The 26,104-nt window shown below is 61.9% G+C and carries 25 protein-coding genes; 22 read left to right on the top strand and 3 right to left on the bottom strand.

Translation table 11 applies throughout. The features are described 5' to 3' along the window. The first annotated feature begins 228 nt into the window (after positions 1 to 228). The 4 genes from KSS93_RS20845 to KSS93_RS20830 all read left to right on the top strand — a co-directional run bounded on the left by KSS93_RS20845 (position 229) and on the right by KSS93_RS20830 (position 3,202). Positions 229 to 1,671, top strand: coding sequence for an aminotransferase-like domain-containing protein (locus tag KSS93_RS20845; protein ID WP_217839488.1), 1,443 nt, complete (start codon positions 229 to 231; stop codon positions 1,669 to 1,671). A 60-nt stretch (positions 1,672 to 1,731) separates the two neighbouring features. Next, positions 1,732 to 2,202 carry a hypothetical protein gene (locus KSS93_RS20840; RefSeq protein ID WP_217885785.1) on the top strand — a complete coding sequence of 157 codons (471 nt, stop codon included), beginning with the start codon at positions 1,732 to 1,734 and terminating at the stop codon, positions 2,200 to 2,202. A 107-nt stretch (positions 2,203 to 2,309) separates the two neighbouring features. Continuing rightward, positions 2,310 to 2,564 carry a YkgJ family cysteine cluster protein gene (locus KSS93_RS20835; protein ID WP_217839486.1) on the top strand — a complete coding sequence of 85 codons (255 nt, stop codon included), beginning with the start codon at positions 2,310 to 2,312 and terminating at the stop codon, positions 2,562 to 2,564. Between the two features lie 32 nt (positions 2,565 to 2,596). Then, positions 2,597 to 3,202: an START domain-containing protein gene (locus KSS93_RS20830; RefSeq protein ID WP_217885784.1), complete on the top strand. Its 606-nt coding sequence runs from the start codon at positions 2,597 to 2,599 to the stop codon at positions 3,200 to 3,202. A 99-nt stretch (positions 3,203 to 3,301) separates the two neighbouring features. Here KSS93_RS20830 and gltA read toward each other — a convergent pair whose 3' ends face one another. Next, the gene (gltA, locus tag KSS93_RS20825; protein ID WP_217885783.1) at positions 3,302 to 4,591 is read right to left on the bottom strand and encodes a citrate synthase; all 1,290 of its coding nucleotides are present in this window, start codon (positions 4,589 to 4,591) and stop codon (positions 3,302 to 3,304) included. Positions 4,592 to 4,943: 352 nt separating this feature from the next. Here gltA and sdhC point away from each other — a divergent pair, with 352 nt between their 5' ends. The 14 genes from sdhC (at position 4,944) to KSS93_RS20755 (ending at position 20,763) form a co-directional block, all read left to right on the top strand. Then, positions 4,944 to 5,330, top strand: coding sequence for a succinate dehydrogenase, cytochrome b556 subunit (gene sdhC, locus KSS93_RS20820; protein ID WP_217839484.1), 387 nt, complete (start codon positions 4,944 to 4,946; stop codon positions 5,328 to 5,330). Continuing rightward, on the top strand, positions 5,324 to 5,692 hold the full coding sequence (gene sdhD, locus KSS93_RS20815; RefSeq protein ID WP_217839483.1) for a succinate dehydrogenase, hydrophobic membrane anchor protein: 369 nt from the start codon (positions 5,324 to 5,326) through the stop codon (positions 5,690 to 5,692). The genes sdhC and sdhD overlap by 7 nt, the downstream gene beginning before the upstream one ends. A gap of 3 nt (positions 5,693 to 5,695) precedes the next feature. Beyond that, positions 5,696 to 7,468 carry a succinate dehydrogenase flavoprotein subunit gene (gene sdhA, locus KSS93_RS20810; protein ID WP_194790991.1) on the top strand — a complete coding sequence of 591 codons (1,773 nt, stop codon included), beginning with the start codon at positions 5,696 to 5,698 and terminating at the stop codon, positions 7,466 to 7,468. Positions 7,469 to 7,479: 11 nt separating this feature from the next. Next, complete coding sequence (locus tag KSS93_RS20805) at positions 7,480 to 8,184, top strand: succinate dehydrogenase iron-sulfur subunit (RefSeq protein ID WP_012315348.1); 705 nt, start codon at positions 7,480 to 7,482, stop codon at positions 8,182 to 8,184. A 246-nt stretch (positions 8,185 to 8,430) separates the two neighbouring features. Further along, complete coding sequence (locus KSS93_RS20800; protein ID WP_217839482.1) at positions 8,431 to 11,262, top strand: 2-oxoglutarate dehydrogenase E1 component; 2,832 nt, start codon at positions 8,431 to 8,433, stop codon at positions 11,260 to 11,262. A 42-nt stretch (positions 11,263 to 11,304) separates the two neighbouring features. Continuing rightward, the gene (odhB, locus tag KSS93_RS20795; RefSeq protein WP_217885782.1) at positions 11,305 to 12,561 is read left to right on the top strand and encodes a 2-oxoglutarate dehydrogenase complex dihydrolipoyllysine-residue succinyltransferase; all 1,257 of its coding nucleotides are present in this window, start codon (positions 11,305 to 11,307) and stop codon (positions 12,559 to 12,561) included. Between the two features lie 95 nt (positions 12,562 to 12,656). Beyond that, positions 12,657 to 14,093 carry a dihydrolipoyl dehydrogenase gene (gene lpdA, locus KSS93_RS20790; protein WP_217885781.1) on the top strand — a complete coding sequence of 479 codons (1,437 nt, stop codon included), beginning with the start codon at positions 12,657 to 12,659 and terminating at the stop codon, positions 14,091 to 14,093. 172 nt (positions 14,094 to 14,265) lie between these two features. After that, a complete protein-coding gene (gene sucC, locus KSS93_RS20785) occupies positions 14,266 to 15,432 on the top strand; it encodes an ADP-forming succinate--CoA ligase subunit beta (protein WP_023629628.1) in 1,167 nt (388 codons plus the stop codon). Continuing rightward, complete coding sequence (gene sucD, locus KSS93_RS20780; protein WP_016393102.1) at positions 15,432 to 16,316, top strand: succinate--CoA ligase subunit alpha; 885 nt, start codon at positions 15,432 to 15,434, stop codon at positions 16,314 to 16,316. The genes sucC and sucD overlap by 1 nt, the downstream gene beginning before the upstream one ends. Positions 16,317 to 16,456: 140 nt before the next feature. Continuing rightward, entirely contained in the window at positions 16,457 to 17,227 is a 771-nt protein-coding gene (locus KSS93_RS20775) for a hypothetical protein (RefSeq protein WP_217885780.1), read from the top strand. Continuing rightward, positions 17,224 to 17,880, top strand: a complete 657-nt coding sequence (locus KSS93_RS20770; RefSeq protein ID WP_217885779.1) for a transposase — start codon at positions 17,224 to 17,226, stop codon at positions 17,878 to 17,880. The genes KSS93_RS20775 and KSS93_RS20770 overlap by 4 nt, the downstream gene beginning before the upstream one ends. Before the next feature lie 28 nt (positions 17,881 to 17,908). After that, complete coding sequence (locus KSS93_RS20765; RefSeq protein ID WP_217885778.1) at positions 17,909 to 18,109, top strand: hypothetical protein; 201 nt, start codon at positions 17,909 to 17,911, stop codon at positions 18,107 to 18,109. A 357-nt stretch (positions 18,110 to 18,466) separates the two neighbouring features. After that, positions 18,467 to 19,780 carry a branched-chain amino acid transport system II carrier protein gene (gene brnQ / locus KSS93_RS20760; RefSeq protein WP_217839478.1) on the top strand — a complete coding sequence of 438 codons (1,314 nt, stop codon included), beginning with the start codon at positions 18,467 to 18,469 and terminating at the stop codon, positions 19,778 to 19,780. Between the two features lie 236 nt (positions 19,781 to 20,016). Further along, entirely contained in the window at positions 20,017 to 20,763 is a 747-nt protein-coding gene (locus tag KSS93_RS20755; protein ID WP_217885777.1) for a DUF599 domain-containing protein, read from the top strand. Positions 20,764 to 20,829: 66 nt separating this feature from the next. On the opposite strand, the gene KSS93_RS20750 is transcribed toward KSS93_RS20755, so the two are convergent. Continuing rightward, complete coding sequence (locus KSS93_RS20750; protein WP_217839476.1) at positions 20,830 to 21,114, bottom strand: hypothetical protein; 285 nt, start codon at positions 21,112 to 21,114, stop codon at positions 20,830 to 20,832. A gap of 137 nt (positions 21,115 to 21,251) precedes the next feature. Between KSS93_RS20750 and KSS93_RS20745 the strand changes: the two genes are divergently transcribed. The 4 genes from KSS93_RS20745 to KSS93_RS20730 all read left to right on the top strand — a co-directional run bounded on the left by KSS93_RS20745 (position 21,252) and on the right by KSS93_RS20730 (position 25,048). Next, a complete protein-coding gene (locus KSS93_RS20745; protein WP_217885776.1) occupies positions 21,252 to 21,728 on the top strand; it encodes a PaaI family thioesterase in 477 nt (158 codons plus the stop codon). Next, positions 21,725 to 22,183: a PaaI family thioesterase gene (locus KSS93_RS20740; RefSeq protein WP_217885775.1), complete on the top strand. Its 459-nt coding sequence runs from the start codon at positions 21,725 to 21,727 to the stop codon at positions 22,181 to 22,183. The genes KSS93_RS20745 and KSS93_RS20740 overlap by 4 nt, the downstream gene beginning before the upstream one ends. Positions 22,184 to 22,277: 94 nt before the next feature. Continuing rightward, complete coding sequence (htpG, locus tag KSS93_RS20735; RefSeq protein ID WP_217885774.1) at positions 22,278 to 24,185, top strand: molecular chaperone HtpG; 1,908 nt, start codon at positions 22,278 to 22,280, stop codon at positions 24,183 to 24,185. 137 nt (positions 24,186 to 24,322) lie between these two features. Further along, positions 24,323 to 25,048, top strand: coding sequence for a dienelactone hydrolase family protein (locus KSS93_RS20730; protein ID WP_217885773.1), 726 nt, complete (start codon positions 24,323 to 24,325; stop codon positions 25,046 to 25,048). A gap of 126 nt (positions 25,049 to 25,174) precedes the next feature. On the opposite strand, the gene KSS93_RS20725 is transcribed toward KSS93_RS20730, so the two are convergent. Further along, a complete protein-coding gene (locus KSS93_RS20725) occupies positions 25,175 to 26,038 on the bottom strand; it encodes a pirin family protein (protein WP_217885772.1) in 864 nt (287 codons plus the stop codon). Positions 26,039 to 26,104: the final 66 nt, after the last annotated feature.

Here is a 26,104-nt window from a genome sequence, read left to right as displayed (position 1 = left end):
GCTTGCCCCGCGATGGGGTTGGCAGCTCAACCGCTCTCGCGGGGCAAGCGCGCTCGCACGTTCATACCTTCAAGCGCGCTGGTCAGTTGTTCACCGCTTCGCTGTAAGGCAACTGTATTGTTGACTAATCTGTGATCTGTCCCAGTACACTTTGCAACTGTTACGGTATTCTGGCCTGGCTGTAGGCCACACAAGAACAACGACCTGTCCGCGCTTCGAGACCACGCCATGACCAACCTGCTGCTGTACCAGCGCATAGCCCAGCAACTGGCTGATGACATCCGCCGTGGTGTCTACCAGCCAGGCGAGCGGGTGCCCTCGGTACGCAAGATGAGCGCCCAGCTCAATGTCAGCCACGCCACCGTGCTGCAGGCCTACGCCAACCTCGAGGACCAGGGGCTGATTCGCGCCCGGCCTCAGTCGGGCTACTACGTGCATCAAACGCCCGCGCTGACCGCGCAAACCCCGGACATCGCCCGGGTCGAGCGCCCGGGGCTGGTCACCCGTGCCAGCATCATCCAGCAGGTACTCACCGAAGCGCGGCGCGACGGGGTGTTTCCCTTTGGCGCGGCAGTGCCCCATGTCGACTACCTGCCAGTGCGGGCGCTGCACCAGCAACTGGCCAAGGTCACCCGCTTTCACAGCCCGCGCGCGTTCAGCTACATGTTCAGCCCGGGCTTCGAGCCGCTGCGCCGGCAGATCGCCATCCGCATGCGTGATGCCGGTGTGCTGGTGGACCCGCGCGAGGTGGTGGTCACCCATGGCTGCGTCGATGCCCTGCAGATGGCCTTGCGCGTGCTCACCCGCCCAGGCGACCTGATCGCCGCCGAGTCGCCGACCTACTATGGGTTGCTGCAACTGGCCGATCTGCTCGGCTTGAAGGTCATCGAGATCCCAAGCGACCCGTCCACCGGCATCAGCCTGGAGGCATTGCAACTGGCGGCCAACCAGTGGTCGATCAAGGCCCTGGTGCTGACCGCGCGGCTGAGCAACCCGCTGGGTGGCACCATCCCCGAAGAGCGGCAGAAGCAGCTGCTGCGCCTGGCCTCGGACTTCGACATCCAGATCGTCGAGGACGATATCTACGGCGAGCTGATGTTCGAGCAGGGCCGCACCAAGGCGCTCAAGGCCTATGACCGGCTTGACCGGGTAATTTACTGCTCGAGCTTCTCCAAGACGCTATCGCCGGGGGTGCGGGTGGGCTGGATGATCGCCGGTCGCTACCAGGACGAGATCCAGCGCCTGCAGACCTTCACCACCCATTCGGCCTGCAGCGTCACGCAGATGGCCGTGGCGGCGTATCTGGAAAACGGCGGTTACGATCGCCACCTGCGTTACATCCGCCAGGAGTACCGCAAGAACCTCAGCGCTTACCAGCTGGCGGTGCAGCAGCACTTCCCTGAAGGTACACAGATGACCCGCCCGACTGGCGGCTTCATCCTGTGGATCAGCCTGCCTGGGCGGGTGAACACCCAAGAGCTGCATGTGCGCGCGCTGGAGCAGGGCATCAGCATTGCGCCGGGGCTGATCTTCAGTAACACCGAGCAGTTCAACCACTGCATTCGGCTCAACTGCGGTATTCCCTGGAGCAAGGAGGCCGAGCGCGCGGTGATTACTCTTGGCCTTCTGGCCCAGCAATTGTGCAGGGAGTCGACAGTCTCACTTTTGTAGGCTTGTCAGAAAGGCGGGGAACAGGGAGCATAAGCGTCTTTAGACTCTGCTGCGGTTGCCATGAAAGCGTTACGTCCCCTGATCCTTGCCCTGTGTTTTGCTATGCCGGCCTTGCCCATGGGGCAGGCAATGGCAGCCGAGCCTGCGGCCAAGGTACAGGCCAAACCTGCAACCAAAGCGCAGGGCGCGCCTGACGCGAAGGCGCCGGCCAAAGCCAAGCCAAAAGCCCAGGCCAAACCCAAACCCAAGGCCAGGCCGGCGAGCAAGGCGGTCGCCAAACCCTTGCCCAAGGCCAAGCTCGACCTGAGCCTGCCCAAGGGCATGGTCAATAAGCTCGAGCCGGATGTCGGCGACGCACCGGTGGTGCGCAAGCCGTTGCTGCCGTCGATGTTCCCCGCCAAGCCTGAGTCCGACAGCAGCCCGTTCCAGCTCAATGGGCGGCTGATCAGCAACGAGATGCAGCTGCAGATGCGCAACGACAGCCGTCGTGATGTGGAAGGCGCAGCCATCGATTTCGAATTCCGCAACTGACTGCCGGGTCACCGACGATTTCATCTGCCTGGCAATTTCAAACGTATGTTTGAGCGGTTAGTATCCAGGGACGTTCGTCCCGTTCTGCTTCTGGGAGTCCTGTTTTCATGAATTGCCGCGAGGGCTGTGGTGCCTGCTGCATCGCCCCGTCCATCAGTTCGCCGATCCCTGGCATGCCGCAGGGCAAGCCGGCCGGTGAACGCTGCCTGCAGCTCGATGTCGACAACCTGTGCATGCTGTTCGGCAAGCCCGAACGGCCCAAGGTGTGTGGGGGCTTCAAGGCTGAGGTGGAGGTGTGTGGCAATGACCGGGACGAAGCCATCCGGATCATTGGTTGGCTGGAGCAGATGACGGCGGCGTGACAGGTTGGATCTTCGACAAAAGGAACAAGATGATGAGATCGATCAAGCGTATCGCCCTGCTGTGTGGCCTGGGTGTGGTGCTGGCGCCAAGCGCCTGGGCCGAGAACTGGCAGGTGGCCAAGGACGAGGAGGGCATCAAGGTGTCCCTGAGCGAAGTGGCTGGCTCCAAGTACAAGGCGTACCGCGGCGTGACGGTGATCAAGGCGCCGCTGGCCAAGGTCAAGGCGCTGCAAGAGGATGTGGCCGGCGCTTGCGCCTGGGTACACGAATGCAAGTCGCAAAAACTGCTCAAGCATGAAGGTGACCAGAGCTGGACCTACACCCAGTTCAACACGCCGTGGCCGGTGACGCCGCGTGATTCGGTGTTGCGCGTGACCACCGTGCAGGAGGCCGACGGCAGCGTGACTCGCACGCTGAAAGAAGAGCCGACCTACCTTCCGGAGGAGAAGGGCTTCGTGCGGGTCGCCCAGGTGGAGGGGTTCTGGAAGCTGGTGCCCAAGGGCGACAGCACCGAGGTGACTTATCAGGTGCACACCGAGCCGGGTGGCAGCGTGCCGTCGTGGCTGGCCAACAAGTTCGTGGTGGATGCGCCGTTCAATACCCTGAAGAGCTTGCGCGAGCGGGCTGAAAAGAAGTGATTGGCAGGCCCGGCCCTATCGTCGGCAAGCCGGGCCCGCAAACCAATAAAAAAGCCCCGGCATCACTGCCGGGGCTTTTTCATTTCAGCGCCAGGGCGCTTACTTGCGGTCTTTCAGCTCAACGATGTCGCGCTGTTGTTCGCCGGTGTACAGCTGACGCGGACGGCCGATCTTGTACGGGCCGGAGAGCATTTCCTTCCAGTGCGAGATCCAGCCCACGGTACGTGCCAGGGCGAAGATCACGGTGAACATGCTGGTCGGGATGCCGATGGCTTTCAGGATGATGCCCGAGTAGAAGTCGACGTTCGGGTACAGCGAGCGCTCGATGAAGTACGGATCGGTGAGCGCGATCTCTTCGAGGCGCATGGCCAGTTCCAGCTGCGGGTCGTTCTTGATGCCCAGCTCGCCGAGCACTTCGTCGCAGGTCTGCTTCATCACGGTGGCGCGCGGGTCGCGGTTCTTGTAAACGCGGTGACCGAAGCCCATGAGCTTGAACGAATCGTTCTTGTCCTTGGCCTTGGCGATGTACTTGTCGATGTTCGACACGTCGCCGATTTCATCGAGCATGGTCAGAACGGCTTCGTTCGCACCGCCGTGGGCAGGGCCCCACAATGCGGCGATGCCGGCAGCGATACAGGCGAACGGGTTGGCGCCCGAAGAACCTGCCAGGCGCACGGTGGAGGTGGAGGCGTTCTGCTCGTGGTCGGCATGGAGGATGAAGATCCGGTCCATGGCCTTGGCCAGCGTCGGGCTGATCGGTTTGATCTCGCACGGGGTGTTGAACATCATGTGCAGGAAGTTCTCCGCGTACGACAGGTCGTTGCGCGGGTACATCATGGGCTGGCCCATGGAGTACTTGTAGACCATCGCCGCCAGGGTCGGCATTTTCGCGACCAGGCGAACTGCGGAAATTTCGCGGTGCTGCGGGTTATTGATGTCCAGCGAGTCGTGGTAGAACGCCGACAGGGCGCCAACCACACCGCACATCACCGCCATCGGGTGAGCGTCGCGGCGGAAACCGTTGAAGAAGGACTTCAGCTGCTCGTGAACCATGGTGTGGTTTTTCACGGTGCTGACGAACTGGGCCTTCTGCTCGGCGTTCGGCAGTTCGCCGTTGAGCAGCAGGTAGCAGGTTTCGAGGTAGTCGGATTTCTCGGCGAGCTGTTCGATCGGGTAGCCGCGGTGCAGCAGGATGCCCTTGTCGCCGTCGATGTAGGTGATCTTCGACTCGCACGAGGCGGTCGCCATGAAACCTGGGTCAAAAGTGAAATGACCGGATGCCCCCAACCCGCGGACGTCGATTACATCGGGACCAACGGTGCCGGTTAAAATGGGCAGCTCTACGGGGGCATTGCCCTCGATGACCAACTGCGCTTTTTTGTCAGCCATGTGGCCTCCTATTAATGCTTGAAATCATCAGACAGACCCCCCACGCAGGGCCCGCACCACTATAGAGGGATAAAAACGAATGTCAATTTGCCTAAAGGCTGGTTGAAACACCGCCTCAAGGCTGATTTTTCAAGAAATTGTCGCCCGTTTACGCCTTTTGTTCACTAAAGGCAATGCGCTATTCGGGCTAGCCCCTTGCGTTGTCATGAGCAACCTAACTGTCTATACTCGGCAGCCGACTCCCAGAGGCTTTCTTGCCTGACCCGCTGGGTGTCGTCGCTCTCCTGGGTGGTGGGTACCTGACCAGTACACTTACCAACAACTTTGCCCTGTTCGCTAGGGGCTCTTCAGTGTGAAAAAAGCCGTGAAAAGCCAACGACCTGTAAACCTAGACCTAAGGACCATCAAACTCCCGATCACCGCATACACGTCCATTCTTCACCGCGTTTCCGGCGTCATCCTGTTCCTCGGCCTTGCCATCATGCTTTATGCATTGGGCAAGTCGCTGGGTTCCGAGGAAGGCTTTGCCGAGGTGAAGGCGTGTCTGACCAGTCCGCTGGCCAAACTGGTGACCTGGGGCCTGCTGTCCGGCCTGCTGTACCACCTCGTCGCAGGTGTGCGCCACCTGATCATGGACATGGGTGTCGGTGAGACGCTGGAAGGCGGCAAGCTGGGCTCGAAAATCGTGATCGTCATCTCCGTGGTGCTGATCGTTCTGGCAGGAGTTTGGGTATGGTAACTAACGTCACGAACCTCTCGCGTTCGGGCCTCTATGACTGGATGGCACAGCGCGTGTCGGCGGTCGTTCTCGCGGCTTACTTCATTTTCCTGATCGGCTACCTCGCCGTTCACCCAGGCATCGACTACGCCCAGTGGCATGGTCTGTTCTCCAACAACGCGATGCGGATCTTCAGTCTGCTGGCACTTGTCGCACTGGGCGCTCACGCCTGGGTCGGCATGTGGACCATCGCCACCGACTACCTGACGCCGATGTCGTTCGGCAAGTCGGCGACTGCGATCCGTTTCCTGTTCCAGGCTGTATGCGGCGTTGCGATGTTCGCGTACTTCGTCTGGGGTGTGCAGATTCTCTGGGGTATCTGATTCATGGCTAACATTCCAACCATTTCGTTCGACGCCATCATCATCGGTGGCGGCGGCGCCGGCATGCGCGCTGCGCTGCAACTGGCTCAAGGCGGCCACAAGACCGCAGTAGTCACCAAGGTGTTCCCGACCCGTTCGCACACCGTATCCGCCCAGGGCGGCATCACCTGCGCCATCGCTTCGGCCGACCCGAACGACGACTGGCGCTGGCACATGTACGATACCGTCAAGGGTTCCGACTACATCGGTGACCAGGACGCTATCGAATACATGTGTCAGGAAGGCCCGGCTGCGGTGTTCGAGCTGGACCATATGGGCCTGCCGTTCTCGCGTACCGAAACCGGCCGCATCTACCAGCGCCCGTTCGGTGGCCAGTCCAAGGACTTCGGTAAAGGTGGCCAGGCTGCCCGTACCTGCGCAGCTTCCGACCGTACCGGTCACGCGCTGCTGCACACCCTGTACCAGGGCAACCTGAAGGCAGGCACCACCTTCCTCAACGAGTACTATGCCGTTGACCTGGTGAAGAACCAGGACGGCGCCTTCGTCGGTGTGATCGCGATCTGCATCGAAACCGGCGAAACCATGTACATCAAGTCCAAGGCCACCGTACTGGCCACTGGCGGTGCTGGCCGTATCTACGCCTCCACCACCAACGCCCTGATCAATACCGGTGACGGTATCGGCATGGCCCTGCGTGCCGGCGTGCCGGTGCAGGACATCGAGATGTGGCAGTTCCACCCGACCGGCATCGCCGGCGCCGGTGTACTGGTCACCGAGGGTTGCCGCGGTGAAGGTGGCTACCTGATCAACGCCCACGGCGAGCGCTTCATGGAGCGTTACGCGCCGAACGCCAAAGACCTGGCCGGCCGCGACGTGGTTGCCCGTTCCATGGTCAAAGAGATCATCGCCGGCAACGGCGTGGGCCCGAACAAGGACCACGTACTGCTGAAGCTGGACCACCTGGGTGAGGAAGTGCTGCACAGCCGCCTGCCAGGCATCTGCGAGCTGTCCAAGACCTTCGCCCACGTCGACCCTGTGGTTGCGCCGGTACCGGTCGTGCCGACCTGCCACTACATGATGGGCGGCGTTGCCACCAACATCCATGGCCAGGCCATCACCATGGACGCCGAAGGCAAGGACCACATCATCCCGGGCCTGTTCGCCGTAGGCGAGGTGGCGTGCGTATCGGTTCACGGTGCCAACCGCCTGGGCGGCAACTCGCTGCTCGACCTGGTGGTGTTCGGCCGTGCTGCCGGCCTGCACCTGGAAAAAGCCCTGTCCGACGGCGTGGAATACCGCGACGCCAGCGACACCGATGTCGACGTTGCCCTGAACCGCCTGAACAAGCTCAACGAGCGTACCAGCGGCGAAGACGTTGCCAGCCTCAAGCGCGAGCTGCAAAGCTGCATGCAGAACTACTTCGGTGTGTTCCGTACCGGCGAATACATGCAGAAGGGTATCGAGCAACTGGCCGGCCTGCGTGACCGCATCGCCAACGTCAAGATCAACGACAAGTCCCAGGCCTTCAACACCGCGCGCATCGAAGCGCTGGAGCTGCAGAACCTGCTGGAAGTCGCCGAAGCTACCGCCATTGCGGCCGAAGCCCGTAAAGAGTCCCGCGGCGCCCACGCCCGTGAAGACTTCGAAGACCGTGACGACGAAAACTGGCTGTGCCACACCCTGTACTACCCGGGTGAGAAGCGCGTTGCCAAGCGCGGCGTCAACTTTGCGCCGAAGACAGTTCCTGCCTTCGAACCAAAAGTCCGGACTTACTAAGGGTGGCTGCTATGTTGAAAGTCGAAGTTTATCGCTACAACCCCGACACCGACTCGGCCCCCAAGATGGAGTCGTTCGACGTCGATACCGGCGGCAAGGACCTGATGGTTCTGGACGTGCTGGCACTGATCAAGGAAAAGGACGAGGGCTTCTCGTACCGTCGCTCGTGCCGTGAAGGCGTATGCGGTTCCGACGGCATGAACATGAACGGCAAGAACGGCCTGGCCTGCATCACCCCGCTGTCGGGCGTGGTCAAGGGCAACAAGCTGGTGCTGCGCCCGCTGCCGGGCCTGCCGGTCATTCGTGACCTGGTCGTCGACATGAGCATCTTCTACAAGCAGTACGAGAAGGTGAAGCCGTTCCTGCAGAACGATACGCCGGCTCCGGCCATCGAGCGTCTGCAGTCGCCGGAAGACCGCGACAAGCTGGACGGCCTGTACGAGTGCATCCTGTGCGCTTGCTGCTCGACTTCCTGCCCGTCGTTCTGGTGGAACCCGGACAAGTTCCTGGGCCCCGCTGCCTTGCTGCAGGCCTACCGCTTCCTGGCCGACAGCCGCGACACCAAGACCCAGGAGCGCCTGGCGTCCCTGGATGACCCGTTCAGCGTATTCCGCTGCCGCGGGATCATGAACTGCGTGAACGTCTGCCCGAAGGGTCTGAACCCGACCAAGGCAATCGGCCACGTACGTAACATGCTGCTGCAAAGCGGCACCTGATTCAAAGCGTTGTAACTGCAGCATGCCGAGGTGCGGGTGGTGAGCCCGCACTGAGGTAAAACTCGGGCAAGGGCCCACAAAGCCCGCGCCCATTACCTATGAAGATATGAGACCAGCAGGGGCTTTCCGGGCTGGTACCCGGAAAATCAGCAGGATCCAGGTGGCGTGGTTCAGTCGCTGTGTTCGGACTTTTCCATGTTTTCTATGGCTCTCGCCGATCAGTCCCCTAACCGAGGGTGACCAAGCATGCAAGAAAGCGTGATGCAGCGCATGTGGGAAAGCGCCCACCTTTCAGGTGGTAACGCTGCATATGTGGAAGAGCTCTACGAGCTCTACCTGCACGACCCTAACGCTGTGCCAGAAGAGTGGCGCACCTACTTCCAGAAGTTGCCCGCCGACGGCAGCACCGCTACCGATGTATCGCACTCGACGATCCGCGACCATTTCGTATTGCTGGCAAAGAACCAGCGCCGCGCCCAACCGGTTTCCGCCGGGAGCGTGAGCACAGAACACGAGAAGAAGCAGGTTGAAGTGCTGCGACTGATCCAGGCCTATCGTATGCGCGGCCATCAGGCTGCCAAGCTCGACCCCTTGGGGTTGTGGCAGCGCCCTGCGCCCGTAGACCTGTCGATCAATCACTACGGCTTGACCAATGCCGATCTTGATACGACCTTCCGTGCCGGCGACCTGTTCATCGGCAAAGAGGAGGCGAGCCTACGCGAAATCTTCGAGGCACTCGAGAAGACATATTGTCGCACCATTGGCGCCGAGTTCACCCACATCGTCGATTCCGAGCAGCGCAGCTGGTTCCAGCAGCGTCTCGAAAGCGTCCGTGGCCGCCCTGATTTCTCCGCCGACGTGCAGACCCACCTGCTCGAGCGCGTCACGGCCGGTGAGGGCCTGGAGAAGTACCTGGGCACCAAGTACCCGGGCACCAAGCGTTTTGGCCTTGAGGGTGGCGAAAGCCTGATCCCGATGCTGGACGAGATGATCCAGCGCTCCGGCTCCTACGGCACCAAGGAAGTGGTCATCGGCATGGCCCACCGTGGCCGCCTGAACGTGCTCGTCAACACCTTCGGCAAGAACCCGCGCGAGCTGTTCGACGAGTTCGAAGGCAAGAAGATGAACGAGCTGGGCTCCGGTGACGTGAAGTATCACCAGGGCTTCTCCTCGAACGTGATGACCCCGGGCGGCGAAGTCCACCTGGCCATGGCGTTCAACCCTTCCCACCTGGAAATCGTCTCGCCAGTGGTGGAAGGCTCGGTTCGCGCCCGTCAGGACCGCCGCAACGACACCGTTGGCGACAAGGTCCTGCCGATCTCGATCCACGGTGACGCTGCGTTCGCCGGCCAAGGCGTGGTCATGGAAACCTTCCAGATGTCGCAGACCCGCGGTTTCAAGACCGGCGGTACCGTGCACATCGTGATCAACAACCAGGTCGGTTTCACCATCAGCAACCCGCTGGATGCGCGCTCCACCGAGTACGCCACCGACGTTGCCAAGATGATCCAGGCGCCGATCCTGCACGTGAACGGCGACGACCCTGAAGCCGTACTGTTCGTCACCCAGCTGGCCATCGATTACCGCATGCAGTTCAAGCGTGACGTGGTCATCGACCTGGTCTGCTACCGTCGTCGCGGCCACAACGAGGCCGACGAGCCGAACGGCACCCAGCCTTTGATGTACCAGCAGATCACCAAGCAGCGCACCACCCGCGAGTTGTACGCCGACGCGCTGATCCAGGCTGGCCGTATCGATGCCGAGCGCGCCCAGGCCAAGATCGACGAGTACCGCAACGCGCTGGACAACGGCCTGCACGTGGTCAAGAGCCTGGTCAAGGAGCCGAACCGCGAGCTGTTCGTCGACTGGCGTCCGTACCTGGGCCACGCCTGGACCGCGCGTCACGACACCCGCTTCGACCTCAAGACCCTGCAAGAGCTGTCGGCCAAGCTGCTGGAACTGCCGGAAGGCTTCGTCGTGCAGCGTCAGGTGGCGAAGATCTACGAAGACCGTCAGAAGATGCAGGCCGGTGGCTTGCCGATCAACTGGGGTTATGCAGAGACCATGGCCTACGCCACCCTGCAGTTCGAAGGTCACCCGATCCGCATGACCGGCCAGGACATCGGCCGTGGCACCTTCTCGCACCGTCACGCGGTGCTGCACAACCAGAAGGACGCCAGCACCTACGTACCGCTGAAGAACCTGTTCCCGGGCCAGCCACGTTTCGACCTGTACGACTCGTTCCTGTCGGAAGAGGCCGTACTGGCGTTCGAATACGGCTACTCCACCACCACGCCGAACGCGCTGGTGATCTGGGAAGCCCAGTTCGGCGATTTCGCCAACGGTGCGCAAGTGGTGATCGACCAGTTCATCACCAGCGGCGAGCACAAGTGGGGCCGCCTGTGCGGTCTGACCATGCTGCTGCCACACGGTTATGAAGGGCAGGGCCCGGAGCACTCCTCCGCGCGTCTGGAGCGTTACCTGCAGCTGTGCGCCGAGCACAACATCCAGGTCTGCGTACCGACCACCCCGGCACAGATCTACCACCTGCTGCGCCGTCAGGTCATCCGCCCGCTGCGCAAGCCGCTGGTAGTACTGACTCCGAAGTCGCTGCTGCGCCACAAGCTGGCCATCTCGACCCTGGAAGACCTGGCCGAAGGTTCGTTCCAGACCGTGATCCCGGAAATCGACGCGATCGATCCGGCCAAGGTCGAGCGCCTGGTGCTGTGCAGCGGCAAGGTCTATTACGACCTGCTGGAAAAACGCCGTGCCGAAGGCCGCGAAGACATTGCCATCCTGCGTCTGGAGCAGCTGTATCCGTTCCCTGAGGATGACCTGGTCGAAATCCTGGCCCAGTACACCAACCTCAAGGCTGCGGTGTGGTGCCAGGAAGAACCGATGAACCAGGGCGCCTGGTACAGCAGTCAGCACCACATGCGCCGTATCCTGGGCCGCCACAACAAGGCACTGGTCCTGGAATACGCCGGCCGCGACGCATCCGCCGCGCCAGCCTGTGGTTACGCATCGAAGCACGCCGAACAGCAGGAAAAACTGCTGCAAGACGCCTTCACTGTCTAACGCCTTCGCGCACCTGAAACCGAATTTAAGGAAACACTGATAATGGCTATCGAGATCAAAGCCCCAACCTTCCCGGAATCGGTCGCCGACGGCACCGTTGCCACCTGGCACAAGCAGCCGGGCGACGCCGTCAAGCGTGACGAGCTGATCGTCGACATCGAAACCGACAAGGTCGTCCTGGAAGTCCTGGCCACCGCCGACGGCGTGCTGGGTGCCATCGTCAAGGGCGAGGGCGACACCGTCCTGTCCGACGAAGTGCTGGGCTCGATCGTTGAAGGTGGTGCTGCCGCCGCTGCACCAGCCGCTGCTGCTGCTGCTGCACCAGCCGCTGCTGCTGCTGCTGCGCCTGCTGCCGCTCCGGCCGCTGCCGCCGCCGACGCTGGCGAAGACGACCCGGTTGCTGCACCTGCTGCCCGCAAGCTGGCCGAAGAAAACGGCATCGACCTGGCTACCGTTGCCGGCACCGGCAAAGGTGGTCGTATCACCAAGGAAGACGTCGTCGCCGCCGTCGCCAACAAGAAGTCGGCCCCGGCTGCCGCTCCTGCTGCCAAACCGGCTGCTGCTCCTGCTGCTGCAGTGGTCGTCGCCGCTGGCGATCGCACCGAGAAGCGCGTGCCGATGACCCGCCTGCGCGCCAAGATCGCCGAGCGTCTGGTCGAAGCCCAGTCGAACATGGCCATGCTGACCACCTTCAACGAAGTCGACATGACCGAAGTCATGGCCCTGCGTTCGAAGTACAAGGACCTGTTCGAGAAGACCCACAACGGCGTGCGCCTGGGCTTCATGTCGTTCTTCGTCAAGGCTGCTACCGAAGCGCTCAAGCGCTTCCCGGCAGTCAACGCCTCGATCGACGGCAACGACATCGTCTACCACGGCTTTGCTGACGTCGGCGTCGCTGTTTCCAGCGACCGTGGCCTGGTGGTGCCGGTGCTGCGCAACGCCGAATCGATGTCGCTGGCCGAGATCGAAAACGGCATCGCCACCTTCGGCAAGAAGGCCCGTGACGGCAAGCTGTCGATCGACGAAATGACCGGCGGCACCTTCACCATCACCAACGGCGGTACCTTCGGTTCGATGATGTCGACCCCGATCGTCAACCCGCCGCAGGCCGCCATTCTGGGCATGCACAACATCATCCAGCGCCCGATGGCCATCAACGGCCAAGTGGTGATCCGCCCGATGATGTACCTGGCGCTGTCCTACGACCACCGCCTGATCGACGGCAAGGAAGCGGTAACCTTCCTGGTGACCATCAAGAACCTGCTGGAAGATCCGTCTCGCCTGCTGCTGGACATCTAATCAAGCAGTCACAAGTTGCAAGCTGCAAGCTTCATGTAGAAGCGTGTAGGCTTGCAGCTTTTGGCTTGTAGCTAGTTGCTGATAAGGAAGCTTTTATGACCCAGAAATTCGACGTAGTGGTGATTGGTGCAGGTCCTGGCGGCTATGTGGCTGCCATCAAGGCCGCCCAACTCGGTCTGAAGACTGCCTGTATCGAGAAGTACACCGACGCTGAGGGCAAGCTGGCCCTGGGCGGCACCTGCCTGAACGTAGGCTGCATTCCATCCAAGGCGCTGCTGGACAGCTCCTGGAAGTACAAGGAAGCCAAAGAGAGCTTCAACGTCCACGGTATCTCCACTGGCGAAGTGAAGATGGACGTAGCTGCGATGGTTGGCCGCAAGGCCGGCATCGTGAAGAACCTGACCGGCGGCGTTGCCACCCTGTTCAAGGCCAACGGCGTCACTTCGATCCAGGGCCACGGCAAGCTGCTGGCTGGCAAGAAAGTCGAAGTCACCAAGGCTGACGGCACCACCGAAGTCATCGAAGCCGAGAACGTCATTCTCGCTTCCGGCTCGCGCCCGATCGACATTCCGCCGGCTCCGGTCGACCAGAACGTCATCGTCGATTCCACCGGCGCCCTGGAATTCCAGGCCGTACCGAAGCGCCTGGGCGTGATCGGTGCCGGCGTGATCGGCCTGGAGCTGGGCTCGGTATGGGCTCGCCTGGGTGCTGAAGTCACCGTGCTGGAAGCCCTGGACACCTTCCTGATGGCTGCCGACGCCGCCGTGTCGAAAGAAGCCCAGAAGACCCTGACCAAGCAAGGCCTGGACATCAAGCTGGGCGCTCGCGTCACCGGCTCGAAAGTCAACGGCAACGAAGTCGAAGTCACCTACACCAACGCCGAAGGCGAGCAGAAGATCACCTTCGACAAGCTGATCGTCGCGGTCGGCCGTCGCCCGGTAACTACCGACCTGCTGGCCGCCGACAGCGGCGTGACCATCGATGAGCGTGGCTACATCTTCGTCGACGATCACTGCGCCACCAGCGTACCGGGCGTGTTCGCCATCGGTGACGTGGTACGCGGCATGATGCTGGCGCACAAGGCCTCGGAAGAGGGCATCATGGTCGTCGAGCGCATCAAGGGCCACAAGGCCCAGATGAACTACGACCTGATCCCGTCGGTCATCTACACCCACCCGGAAATCGCGTGGGTCGGCAAGACCGAACAGGCGTTGAAAGCCGAAGGCGTTGAGGTTAACGTGGGCACCTTCCCGTTCGCGGCCAGCGGCCGTGCGATGGCAGCCAACGACACCGGCGGTTTCGTCAAGGTCATCGCCGACGCGAAGACCGACCGCGTACTGGGTGTACACGTGATCGGCCCATCGGCTGCCGAGCTGGTACAGCAAGGCGCGATCGCAATGGAATTCGGCACCAGTGCCGAGGATCTGGGCATGATGGTCTTCAGCCATCCAACCCTGTCCGAAGCGCTGCATGAAGCAGCGCTGGCGGTGAATGGCGGTGCCATTCACGTAGCCAACCGTAAGAAGCGTTAATTATAAGAAACCACGGCGGGCTGCCCGTCGTGAGTCTTGCGTGCATGACTCACCGCGGAACGTCCGCCGGACCGGATCACATGGGATAACCCGGGGTCAACGGTCACAGGTGGTGCGGCGCCAGTAATGGCGCAGCGCCGAAGCGCAGTACCTAACGAAGACGGTAAAAAGCATGAATCTTCACGAGTATCAGGGTAAGCAGCTGTTCGCTGAATACGGCCTGCCAGTTTCCAAGGGTTTCGCAGTCGACACCCCTGAAGCTGCAGCAGAAGCCTGCGACAAGATCGGCGGTTCGGAGTGGGTCGTAAAGGCTCAGGTCCACGCAGGTGGTCGCGGTAAAGCGGGCGGCGTCAAGCTGGTTCGCAGCAAGGAAGACGCCAAGGCGTTCGCTGCACAGTGGCTGGGCAAGAATCTGGTTACCTACCAGACCGATGCCAATGGTCAGCCAGTTTCCAAGATCCTGGTCGAATCCTGCACTGACATCGCCAAAGAGCTGTACCTGGGCGCTGTAGTCGATCGCTCGAGCCGCCGCATCGTGTTCATGGCCTCCACCGAAGGTGGCGTGGACATCGAGAAAGTCGCTCACGACACTCCCGAGAAGATCCTCAAGGCCACCATCGACCCGCTGGTCGGCGCTCAGCCGTTCCAAGGCCGTGAGCTGGCATTCCAGCTGGGCCTGGAAGGCAAGCAAGTCCAACAGTTCGCCAAGATCTTCGTAGGCCTGGCCAAGCTGTTCAAGGATCACGACCTGGCCCTGCTGGAAGTGAACCCGCTGGTGATCAAGGCCGACGGCGACCTGCACTGCCTCGATGCCAAGATCAACATCGACGCCAACGCCATGTACCGTCAGCCCAAGCTGAAGACCTTCCACGACCCGTCGCAAGACGACGCCCGTGAAGCTCACGCTGCCAAGTTCGAACTGAACTACGTAGCGCTGGAAGGCAACATCGGCTGCATGGTCAACGGTGCTGGCCTGGCCATGGGTACCATGGACATCGTCAACCTGCACGGCGGCAAGCCAGCCAACTTCCTCGACGTGGGCGGCGGCGCTACCAAAGAACGCGTTACCGAAGCGTTCAAGATCATTCTGTCCGACAGCAATGTCGCGGCCGTACTGGTCAACATCTTCGGCGGCATCGTTCGCTGCGACATGATTGCCGAAGGCATCATCGGCGCCGTGAAAGAAGTCGGCGTTAAAGTACCGGTTGTTGTCCGTCTGGAAGGCAACAACGCCGAACTCGGCGCTAAAGTACTGGCAGAAAGCGGTTTGAACATCATTGCTGCAACCAGCCTGACCGACGCTGCTCAACAAGTTGTCAAAGCTGCGGAGGGCAAGTAATGAGCGTCCTGATCAATAAAGACACCAAAGTCATCTGCCAGGGCTTCACCGGCTCGCAGGGTACCTTCCACTCCGAGCAAGCCATCGCCTACGGCACCAAGATGGTTGGCGGCGTGACCCCGGGCAAAGGCGGCACCACCCACCTGGGCCTGCCGGTGTTCAACACCGTGAAAGAAGCCGTAGAAGCTACCGGCGCTGACGCTTCGGTAATCTACGTTCCGGCTCCTTTCTGCAAGGACTCGATCCTGGAAGCCGCCTTCGGTGGCATCAAGCTGATCGTCTGCATCACCGAAGGTATCCCTACCCTCGACATGCTGGACGCCAAGGTCAAGTGCGACGAGCTGGGCGTCACGCTCATCGGCCCTAACTGCCCAGGTGTCATCACTCCGGGCGAGTGCAAGATCGGCATCATGCCAGGCCACATCCACCTGCCAGGCAAGGTCGGTATCGTGTCGCGTTCCGGCACCCTGACCTACGAAGCTGTCAAGCAGACCACCGACGCCGGCTTTGGCCAGTCGACCTGCGTCGGCATCGGCGGTGACCCGATCCCGGGCTCGAACTTCATCGACATCCTGAAGCTGTTCCAGGAAGACCCGAAGACCGAAGCGATCGTCATGATCGGTGAGATCGGCGGTTCGGCTGAAGAAGAGGCTGCTGCCTACATCAAGGCCAACGTCACCAAGCCAGTGGTTTCGTACATCGCTGGTGTTACCGCCCCTGCTGGCAAGCGCATGGGCCACGCTGGCGCCATCATCTCCGGCGGCAAGGGCACTGCGGACGAGAAGTTCGCCGCCCTGCAGGACGCTGGTGTGAAAACCGTGCGTTCCCTGGCTGACATCGGCAAGGCCCTGGCCGAGCTGACTGGCTGGGAAGCCAAGAAGTAAGTAACACGTAGTACCCCCCACGCGCACAAAGGCCACCTTCGGGTGGCCTTTGTCGTTTCTGGAGACTGCTCCAGCTTATTGCCCAGCCAGCCGCCTGAGATCATCCCTCACACGAATACAGAGCAGATGGCAGGCAGATCATGGAAGCACTATTGCAGGGCAGGCCAGAACCACAGCAGTTGTTGGCGCGCGTTCGGCACACCGACATGCGCGCCTTCGTCGAGGCGGCCTGGCGCGGCTTCAGGCAACGCCTTGACAGCCAGCCCGAAGCGGCGCGCAAGGCTGTGCTATGTGGTGCGGTCGCGCATTTCAGTGAACGTTTGCGGCTCAATGCCGAGCAAGACGCTGTGGCCCTGAATGTCACCCGAGTCACCTCGGCGGCGGAACATCTGTACTCCACGTCGGGTTACAGCATCTGGTTCGCTCCAGCCGGTTTCGAGTATTTGCTGCGTTTGTTCGAGCGCAAGGGTGATCGCCTACGTAACGGCAGGGCAGTGCGGGTAACCCCCAACGCGCCGTTGCTGGTTGAAGGAAGCCGGCAGGTGGTCGAACTGAGTCCAGGGGAGCAAGAGCATCTGGCATTCAGCCTTAATCTGCCAGTGCCCGGTAGCGATATCGAAGTGTTCGACAGCCACACCTTGGTGCGTGTCGCCTGGTTCCCCGCCGCCCCCCAGGCATCGCGTTTTCTGCTGTTGCTCGAGGCCTTGCAGCGTATTGGTGACCCGCATTTGGAGCAGGTGACCGCGGAGTTGATCTTCCACCATCACCCGGCCGTTCGTTGGCAGGCATTCCTGGTGTTGATGCAGCACAACCCCGAAAATCTTGGGCAGTACAGCGAAATACTGGGCTCACTGGCCAACCCGGGGCTCGACGCCATGCTTGCGCAGTACAAGGCGCAGGGCGTGGCATGAACCTGCACAACTTCATCGAGCGAATCGAAGCGCGAGACCTTGAGTGCGAGCGCGAAGCCATCGCTGCCGACCTGCAGGCTTTGGCACAGGATCGCGGCCTGCTGGGGCAGTGCATGTACCAGCATATCCAGCAGCATGCGTTTACTCGTGGCGAGCAGGCCTACAACCCCTACGGCTTTGCTTTGCATGCCTCGGCGCGGGTGTCGCTGCGCATGAGCTGCTGGCTACCGGCCCAGGCACAGGCGGAGCGGCAGACGTTCATCTACGGCTTGCCCCACACCCATGACTTCGAGCTGTTCGCCGTGGGTTACCAGGGCAGTGGCTACCGCACGGTCAAGTACCCGCTGCTCAACGGCGGGCAGGTCGATGAGCAAACACGGCCTGTGCTGGGGGAGCCCGAGCATATTCGCCTGAGCCCGGGGACATTGCTGCACATGCGTGCGTTCGAAGACCTGCACTACCAACTGCCCCCCGACGAGTTTTCCATCTCCCTGGCGTTGATGATCGCCGTATCGCCTGCTGCGCGCGGCGCTCGCCAGGAGTGGTGTTTCGATGACCGACTGCAGCCAGCCTACTCGGGGCTCGGCTCGCAGGAGCAACAGATCCACCAGCGCATCGAGGCGCTGTGGCAAGCACATCACACCGTGATGTAACCCTGAAACCAAAAGAAGGAAACAAACCATGCAAAAACCTGTTTGGGCTGAAGCCCGCCTGTACAACGCCGGCAGCGAAACCATGCCGCAGACCGGTAGCGACTCGGAACTGGAGTGCGAGAGTGGAGGTGGCTTCTACCCTGGCCCGCGCTACAACTTCGGCAACATCCATGAGATCAAGCGCTTCTGGCAAGCCGCCGGCGCTGACCTGAAGGTCGAGCAGGCCTGATGTTCGGGCCCCTGGGGAAAGGCCGGCGTCCCCAGGGACCCGTCTTGCATGTGTTACGTGTGGGAGAAATCGACGGGTCTGACAGGTTTTTTCTGGCTGGCGCAAACGGCGTTGTCTGTCAGGATGCGTGTTCAAGGCATCACCCATGCGACAAACAGCTACGCACATCGGACAAACAGCACCGTTACAGTGCGTTTATTCGGTAAAACGGTTAACCTACGCGTTCACTCTGTGCCCGTACCCCAAAAGGGAACGACACGCTAAACGGGTCTGGCTCACCAAGCCGGGCAACATTTCCCTCATTCACGGGGAAATTCCCTCTCGAATCCCGATTTCAGCAGTGTGGTACTACCCTAAATGAAAGTTCTCAAAGGCCAGGATATCCTGGCGCTTGGCTTTATGACGTTTGCGCTTTTCGTAGGCGCCGGCAATATCATCTTCCCGCCTATCGTTGGCCTGCAGTCCGGGCCTCACGTATGGATGGCAGCCCTGGGCTTCCTGGTTACCGCCGTTGGCCTGCCGGTCATCACCGTGGTTGCCCTGGCCAAGGTCGGCGGCGGTATGGACGCCCTCAGCAGCCCGATCGGCAAGTTCTTCGGCGGCCTGCTGGCGGCGGTGTGCTACCTGTCTGTCGGCCCTCTGTTCGCCACCCCGCGTACCGCCACCGTGTCGTTCGAGGTGGGTGTGGCGCCGCTGACCGGTGAAAGCCCGACTGCACTGTTCATCTACAGCCTGGTGTACTTCGCCGTGGTGCTGGCGGTGTCGATGTACCCGGGCAAGCTGCTCGATACCGTCGGCCGCTTCCTTGCGCCACTGAAGATCATCGCCCTGGCCGTGCTGGGCATCGCCGCCTTCGCGCTGCCGGCCGGCACCATCGGCGAGGCGCAGCCGCAGTACGTCGCCGCGCCGTTCTCGCAGGGCTTCATCAACGGCTACCTGACCATGGACACCCTGGGTGCACTGGTCTTCGGCATCGTCATCGTCAACGCCATCCGCTCGCGCGGCGTGGAGTCGCCGAAGCTGATCACCCGCTACGCCATCATCGCCGGCCTGATCGCCGGTGTCGGCCTGGCCCTGGTGTACATCAGCCTGTTCCGCCTGGGCGCGGGCAGCCACGACATCGCCGCCGATGCCACCAACGGCGCCGCGGTGCTGCATGCCTACGTGCAGCACACTTTCGGCTCGTTGGGCAGCGGCTTCCTGGCCGTGCTGATCGCCTTGGCGTGCCTGGTGACCGCGGTTGGCCTGACCTGTGCCTGCGCCGAGTACTTCAGCCAGATCCTGCCGCTGTCGTACCGCGCCCTGGTGGTGATCCTGGCCGGCTTCTCGCTGCTGGTTTCGAACCTGGGCCTGACCAAACTGATCATGTTCTCGATCCCGGTGCTCACCGCGATCTACCCGCCGTGCATCGTGGTGGTGGGCCTGAGCTTCGTGAAGGAGCTGTGGAACTCGCCAGTACGTATTCTGGCCCCGGTGATGCTGGTGTCGCTGCTGTTCGGCCTGGTCGATGCGATCAAGGGCAGTGGCCTTGCGCACTGGCTGCCGGACGCCGCCGCGCACCTGCCGCTGAGCGAGCAGGGCCTGGCCTGGCTGGTGCCTTCGGTCATCACCCTGGGTGTGGCCGTGGTCTGCGACCGCATGCTGGGCAAGCCGCGCGAAGTGCTGGCTTGATGGGTTGAAGCCTTGAGGGCGGCACCGGCCACAAGCCAACAAGGTGCCTGCCGCAGGTGCAAACCGAAAACCCCGCGTCCTGTGAAGGCGCGGGGTTTTTTATTGCCTGTGATGACGCTATCGCGGGGGCAAGCCCGCTCCCACGTCTGAAGGCCATCGATTTTTTGCATGCCGCGTGCCTTTTGCCGAATCCGGGCGTCGAAAGCCGGTCTGTTTCTCTTTTACGGGATACCTGCATGAGCTTCATTCAAAGCAACCTTGGCAACCTCCTGGCCGCCTGCTGGTTCGTCATCTGCTGGGGAGGCTACACCCGCTACGCCCTCTGGAAGGGTCGTGACACCGCGTGCCTGGCCAGCGTGCTGCACCTGTACCGCGAAGACTGGATGCGCCGCATGCTGCTGCGTGACAACCGCATCGCCGATGCCAGCGTGATCGGCAATCTGGAGCGCAATGCCTCATTCTTCGCCTCCAGCACCCTGATCATCCTTGCCGGTATCCTCACCGTGCTGGGTGCCTCTGACCGTGCATTGTCGCTGCTGGCCGACCTGCCGCTGGTGCAGCAGGCCTCCCAGGGCATGTCGGAAATCAAGCTGTTGTGCCTGGCGACGGTGTTTGTCTACGCCTTCTTCACCTTCAGCTGGTGCATGCGTCAGTACAACTTCGCCGCAGTACTGGTGGGCTCGGCGCCGATGATCGGCGAGCGGCTGGTGAACGAGCAGGAGCGTAACGCCTTCGCCTTGCGTGCAGCGCGGGTGCTGTCGCTGGCAGCCAACCAGTTCAACCTGGGGCTGCGTTCTTATTACTTTGGCATGGCCATGCTGAGCTGGTTTATCAGCCCATGGTTGTTCATGGCGATGAGTGTCGGCGTGGTATTCATTCTGTATCGCCGGGAGTTCCACTCCCATGTGCTGGAAGTCATGGTATTCACCCCCACGCCGCACTCGGCAGAGGCGGGCAAGGAAACTTCCGCGACACTCAACTGAAGCGTTTCACCCATTAATGCAAGGCACAAAAAAACCCGACAAAGTCGGGTTTTTTTGTCTAGCCAATTATTGCTTGGCAGGTTCGCTTGGCGCAGCCGGAGCGGTTTCCGGAGCCGGGGTAGCAGGGGCAGCTTCTTCAGCGGCTTTCTGCTGCGCTTCGGCCTGATCTTTGGCGGCTTCGGCGTTTTCCTTGGCGGCGTCGTTCATTTTATCCTGAGCTTCGCCCATCTTTTCCTGGGCTTGCTCGGCGTGTTGCTGTGCGTCCTGGGCCTTGTCTTCGCTCGCTTTATCGCAAGCGGCCAGGCCCATGGTAGCGGCCAGCATCAGAGCAAAAGCAAAAGGTTTACGCATGGGGTGTCTCTCCTGGGTGGAATAACTTTACTTGTACCTTCGAACACGCCCCCATCGGATTAGTTCCGCAAAAGTTACAGATATATAACCACCTGGCCTATATAGACTTTTTTGCGGTTTTATGCGGGGAGGGATACATGAGCGAAACCCCTTTGATGGCCATGGCTGAACGATTTCTTTCGGCACTCAAACACTGCCAGTTATTGCAGATGCGTGTTCAGCATGCTGACGCCGAAGGCATGACCCTGATCTTGCCCTGGTCGCCGGCGATTGTCGGCAACCCGCAGACCGGTGCGGTGCATGGCGGGGCGCTGACCACCCTGATGGACACCACCTGCGGCATGGCCACGCTGTGTGCCTTGCCGCAGTTCGAGGTGTGCCCCACGCTCGATTTGCGCATCGACTATATGCACCCGGGCGAACCGGACAAGCCCATTTATGGCCACGCCCAGTGCTACCGGGTGACCCGCGACGTGATCTTCACCCGTGGCAGCGCCTACCAGGGCGACCCGTCGCAGCCTATCTGCCAGGTGGTGGGCACCTTCATGCGCCTGGGGCAGGGCATCAAGGGCGGTATTCACTTTGGCAATGCCCTCAAGGAGCCGCGTCCATGATCCCGCAAGCCGTGCGCGAGCAACTGAACCAGGCCCATGCCCGCGGTGACTATGGCCCGCTGCTGGCGTTGATCCCCTATGCCGGGCTGATCGGCATCGAATGTGAACGCCAGGGCGATGACTTGCTGTTCCGCCTGCCGGCCAACCCGAACAACATCGGCAACCCGCTGTTGCCTGCCATCCACGGCGGAGTGATTGCAGGCTTCATGGAGCTGTCTGCGGCGCTGTACCTGCTGATCTACAGCGAGAGCGTGAGCATTCCGAAAATCATCGATTTTTCCATCGACTACCTGCGCGCCGGCCACCTGTGCGACACCTTCGCCCAGTGCCAGCTGTGGCGCCAGGGCAGGAGGGTGACCAACGTCGCCATCACCGCGTGGCAGGGGGATCGTGATGCGCCCATCGCCACCGCCCGCGCGCATTTCAAGATCGAACCGCAAAAGCCCTTGAAATAGTCCGGCATGCCCCCATTTGTTGGTCATCCGCCGCAATAAGCAGGCCCAGCGGGCCTCCAGGCGCCCACAACCAACAGATTGGAGTTTGAAGACGATGAGTGTGGAGACTCAAAAGGAAACCCTGGGCTTCCAGACCGAGGTCAAGCAACTGCTGCACCTCATGATCCATTCGCTGTATTCGAACAAGGAGATCTTCCTGCGCGAGCTGATCTCCAACGCCTCCGACGCTGCCGACAAGCTGCGTTTCGAGGCCCTGGCCAAGCCCGAGCTGCTCGAGGGCGACGCTGAACTGAAGATCCGCCTGAGCTTCGACAAGGCCGCCAATACCGTCACCCTGGAAGACAACGGTATCGGCATGAGCCGCGAAGATGTCATCGCCCACCTGGGCACCATCGCCAAGTCCGGCACAGCCGACTTCATGAAGAACCTCACCGGCGACCAGAAGAAGGACTCGCACCTGATCGGCCAGTTCGGCGTGGGCTTCTACTCCGCGTTCATCGTCGCCGACAAGGTCGATGTGTTCAGCCGCCGCGCCGGCCTGCCGGCCGCCGAAGGCGTGCACTGGTCGTCCAAGGGCGAGGGTGATTTCGAAGTCTCCACCGTCGAAAAACCACAGCGCGGCACCCGCATCGTTCTGCACCTGAAAGCTGGCGAAGACGAGTTCGCCGATGGCTGGCGCCTGCGCAACGTGGTCAAGAAGTACTCCGACCATATCGCCCTGCCGATCGAGCTGCCCAAAGAGCAGGCCGAAGCCGCCGAGGGTGAAGAAGCCCCTGCCCAGGAATGGGAAACCGTCAACCGCGCCAGCGCCCTGTGGACCCGTTCGCGCAGCGAGGTCAAGGACGAGGAGTACCAGGAGTTCTACAAGCACATCGGCCATGACTTCGAGAACCCGCTGGCCTGGAGCCATAACAAGGTCGAAGGCAAGCTCGAATACAACTCGCTGCTGTACGTGCCGGCCCGTGCGCCGTTCGACCTGTACCAGCGCGAAGCACCACGCGGCCTGAAGCTGTACGTGCAGCGCGTGTTCATCATGGACCAGGCCGAATCCTTCCTGCCGCTGTACCTGCGCTTCATCAAGGGCGTGGTCGATTCCAACGACCTGTCGCTGAACGTGTCCCGCGAAATCCTGCAGAAAGACCCGATCATCGATTCGATGAAGACCGCGCTGACCAAGCGCGTGCTGGACATGCTGGAGAAGCTGGCCAAGAACGAGCCTGAGCAGTACAAGGGCTTCTGGAAGAACTTCGGCCAGGTGCTGAAGGAAGGCCCGGCCGAAGACTTCGCCAACAAGGAAAAAATCGCCGGCCTGCTGCGCTTTGCCTCGACCCACGACGACAGCGGCGAGCAAGGCGTTGCCCTGGCCGATTACCTGGCCCGCGCCAAGGAAGGCCAGGACAAGATCTACTACCTCACCGGCGAAACCTACGCGCAGGTCAAGAACAGCCCGCACCTGGAAGTCTTCCGCAAGAAAGGCATCGAAGTGCTGCTGCTGACCGACCGTATCGATGAGTGGCTGATGAGCTACCTCAGCGAGTTCGACGGCAAGGCGTTCGTCGACGTCGCCCGCGGCGACCTGGACCTGGGCAAGCTGGATTCCGAAGAAGACAAGAAAGCCCAGGAAGAAGTCGCCAAAGACAAAGAGGGCCTGGTCGAGCGCCTGAAAGCTGCGCTGGGTGACAGCGTCGCCGAGGTGCGAGTGTCGCACCGCCTGACCGACTCGCCGGCGATCCTCGCCATCGGCGAGCAGGACCTGGGCCTGCAGATGCGCCAGATCCTCGAAGCCAGCGGGCAGAAGGTGCCGGATTCCAAGCCGATCTTCGAGTTCAACCCAAGCCACCCGCTGATCGAGAAGCTGGACCACGAGCAGAGCGAAGACCGCTTCGGCGAGCTGTCGCACATTCTGTTCGACCAGGCCGCACTGGCCGCCGGTGACAGCTTGAAGGACCCGGCAGCCTATGTGCGCCGCCTGAACAAGCTGCTGGTCGAGCTGTCCGCCTGACCTGATGCAGACAAAGCCCGCTTCGGCGGGCTTTTTTCATTTAGGTGCCCCGTCGCTTCCCGTGGGAGCGGGCTTGCCCCGCGATGAGATTGCACCGTCTAGAATTTGCCAAACCGTGAACGCCCCAGGAGAGCTGAATGAGCAAAGTCATCGTCGAATCGCTGGTCTATCACCTGTCCGGCAAGACCTACGAAAGCCGCCTGGTCTACGAGCCCGGTGCGCTGGGCCGCCCAGGCCTGGTGATGGCGCCGAACTGGATGGGCATCGGCGAAGGCGCCGAGCGCATCGCCAAGGAAGTGGCCGAGCAAGGCTACGTGGTACTGATCGCCGACCTGTACGGCCAATCGGTGCGCCCGTCCAACGCTGATGAAGCCGGGGCGGCGATGATGCCGCTGAAGAACGACCGCGGTGAACTGCGCAAACGCATGCAGGAAGCTCTGGCGCAGTTGCTGGGCCAGTCCAAGGCCCTGCTGGAACCGGGCAAGGTGGCCACCTTCGGCTTCTGCTTCGGCGGCTGCTGCGCCCTGGAGCTGGCCCGTACCGGCGCCGACCTGCGTGCCGCGGTGTCGTTCCACGGCACCCTGGACACCCCCAACCCTGAAGACGCCAAGCGCATCAAAGGCTCGGTGCTGGTGCTGCACGGTGCTGCCGACCCGTTGGTACCGAAGGAGCAGTTGCCGGCCTTCGAGGCAGAAATGGACGCTGCCAAGGTTGACTGGCAGTTGCTGAGCTATGGCGGCGCGGTGCACTCGTTCACCGACCCCAACGCCAACGTGCCGGGCAAGATGCAGTACGACCGCCGCACCTCTGAGCGCGCGTTCCGCTCGATGCACAACCTGCTCAAGGAGGTGTTCCAGCGCTGATGCGCAGGGGCTGCTTTGCAGCCCTTCGCGGGTAAACCCCGCTCCCACAGGTTGGTGCTGGCTTGAGGTTGCACATAACCCTGTGGGAGCGGGTTTACCCGCGAAGGGCCGCAAAGCGGCCCCAAATCAACGCGGTAACTCGATCCGCGAATATTCCCCCGGCACCACCGGCCAATCCCCCGCAGCCCACTTCACCCGGGCCTGCTCGATCAGCTCCGGGTCACTGGCAACGAAGTTCCAGTTCATCCGCCGCGGCCCATCCAGCGGCGCGCCGCCGATCAGCACCAGCTGGCACTCTTGCGCGGCGTACAGCACGGCTTCTTCACCCTCCGGCAGCACCACCAGGCTACACGGCTGTACCGGCTCGTCATCCAGCATCAGCTCGCCCTCCAGCAGGTACAGCGCACGCTGTGCATGCTCGTTCGGCACGCTCAGGGTGGTCGCCGGCTGCATCTGCACATGGGCATACAGGGTAGGGGAGAGCACCGGCACCGGTGACGCCAGGCAAAAGCCTGTGCCCGCGATCATGCAAATGCGTACGCCAAGGGTATCGCTGACCGGCAGGCTGGCCGCCGGGTGGTGGCTGTAGCTTGCCGGGCCCTGCTCGTGCGCCTGGGGCGAGGCCAGCCACACCTGCAGCCCATGCAGCCGCGAACCGCGGGTGAACACTTCGGCCGGGGTGCGCTCGACATGCGCCACGCCCGCGCCTGCGGTCATCCAGCTGACTTCGCCGGGTTGTACGCGCTGGTCCGAGCCCAGGCTGTCCTTGTGCTGGATTTCGCCCTCGAACAGGTAGGTGAGGGTCGACAGGCCGATATGCGGGTGCTGGCGAATATCCATGCCGTGGCCCGGGGCGTAGTCGGTTTCAAGCATATGGTCGAAGAACACGAATGGGCCGACGCTGCGGCATTGGGCCGACGGCAACGGGCGTAGGATCGGCTGGCCCTCGACCGATTCGGCGCGGGGGCGGATGACCAGGGGGCTGCTCATGGGTGGGGCTCCGGGCGGTGAGGGCCCCAGCATAACGGGTCGAAGGCCGCTGCTGAACTGCCGCGA

Origin of the sequence: Pseudomonas xanthosomatis (genome assembly GCF_019139835.1) — a bacterium.
In the GTDB taxonomy this organism is placed as follows: domain Bacteria; phylum Pseudomonadota; class Gammaproteobacteria; order Pseudomonadales; family Pseudomonadaceae; genus Aquipseudomonas; species Aquipseudomonas fakonensis.
This window is presented reverse-complemented; position numbering and strand designations above follow the sequence as displayed.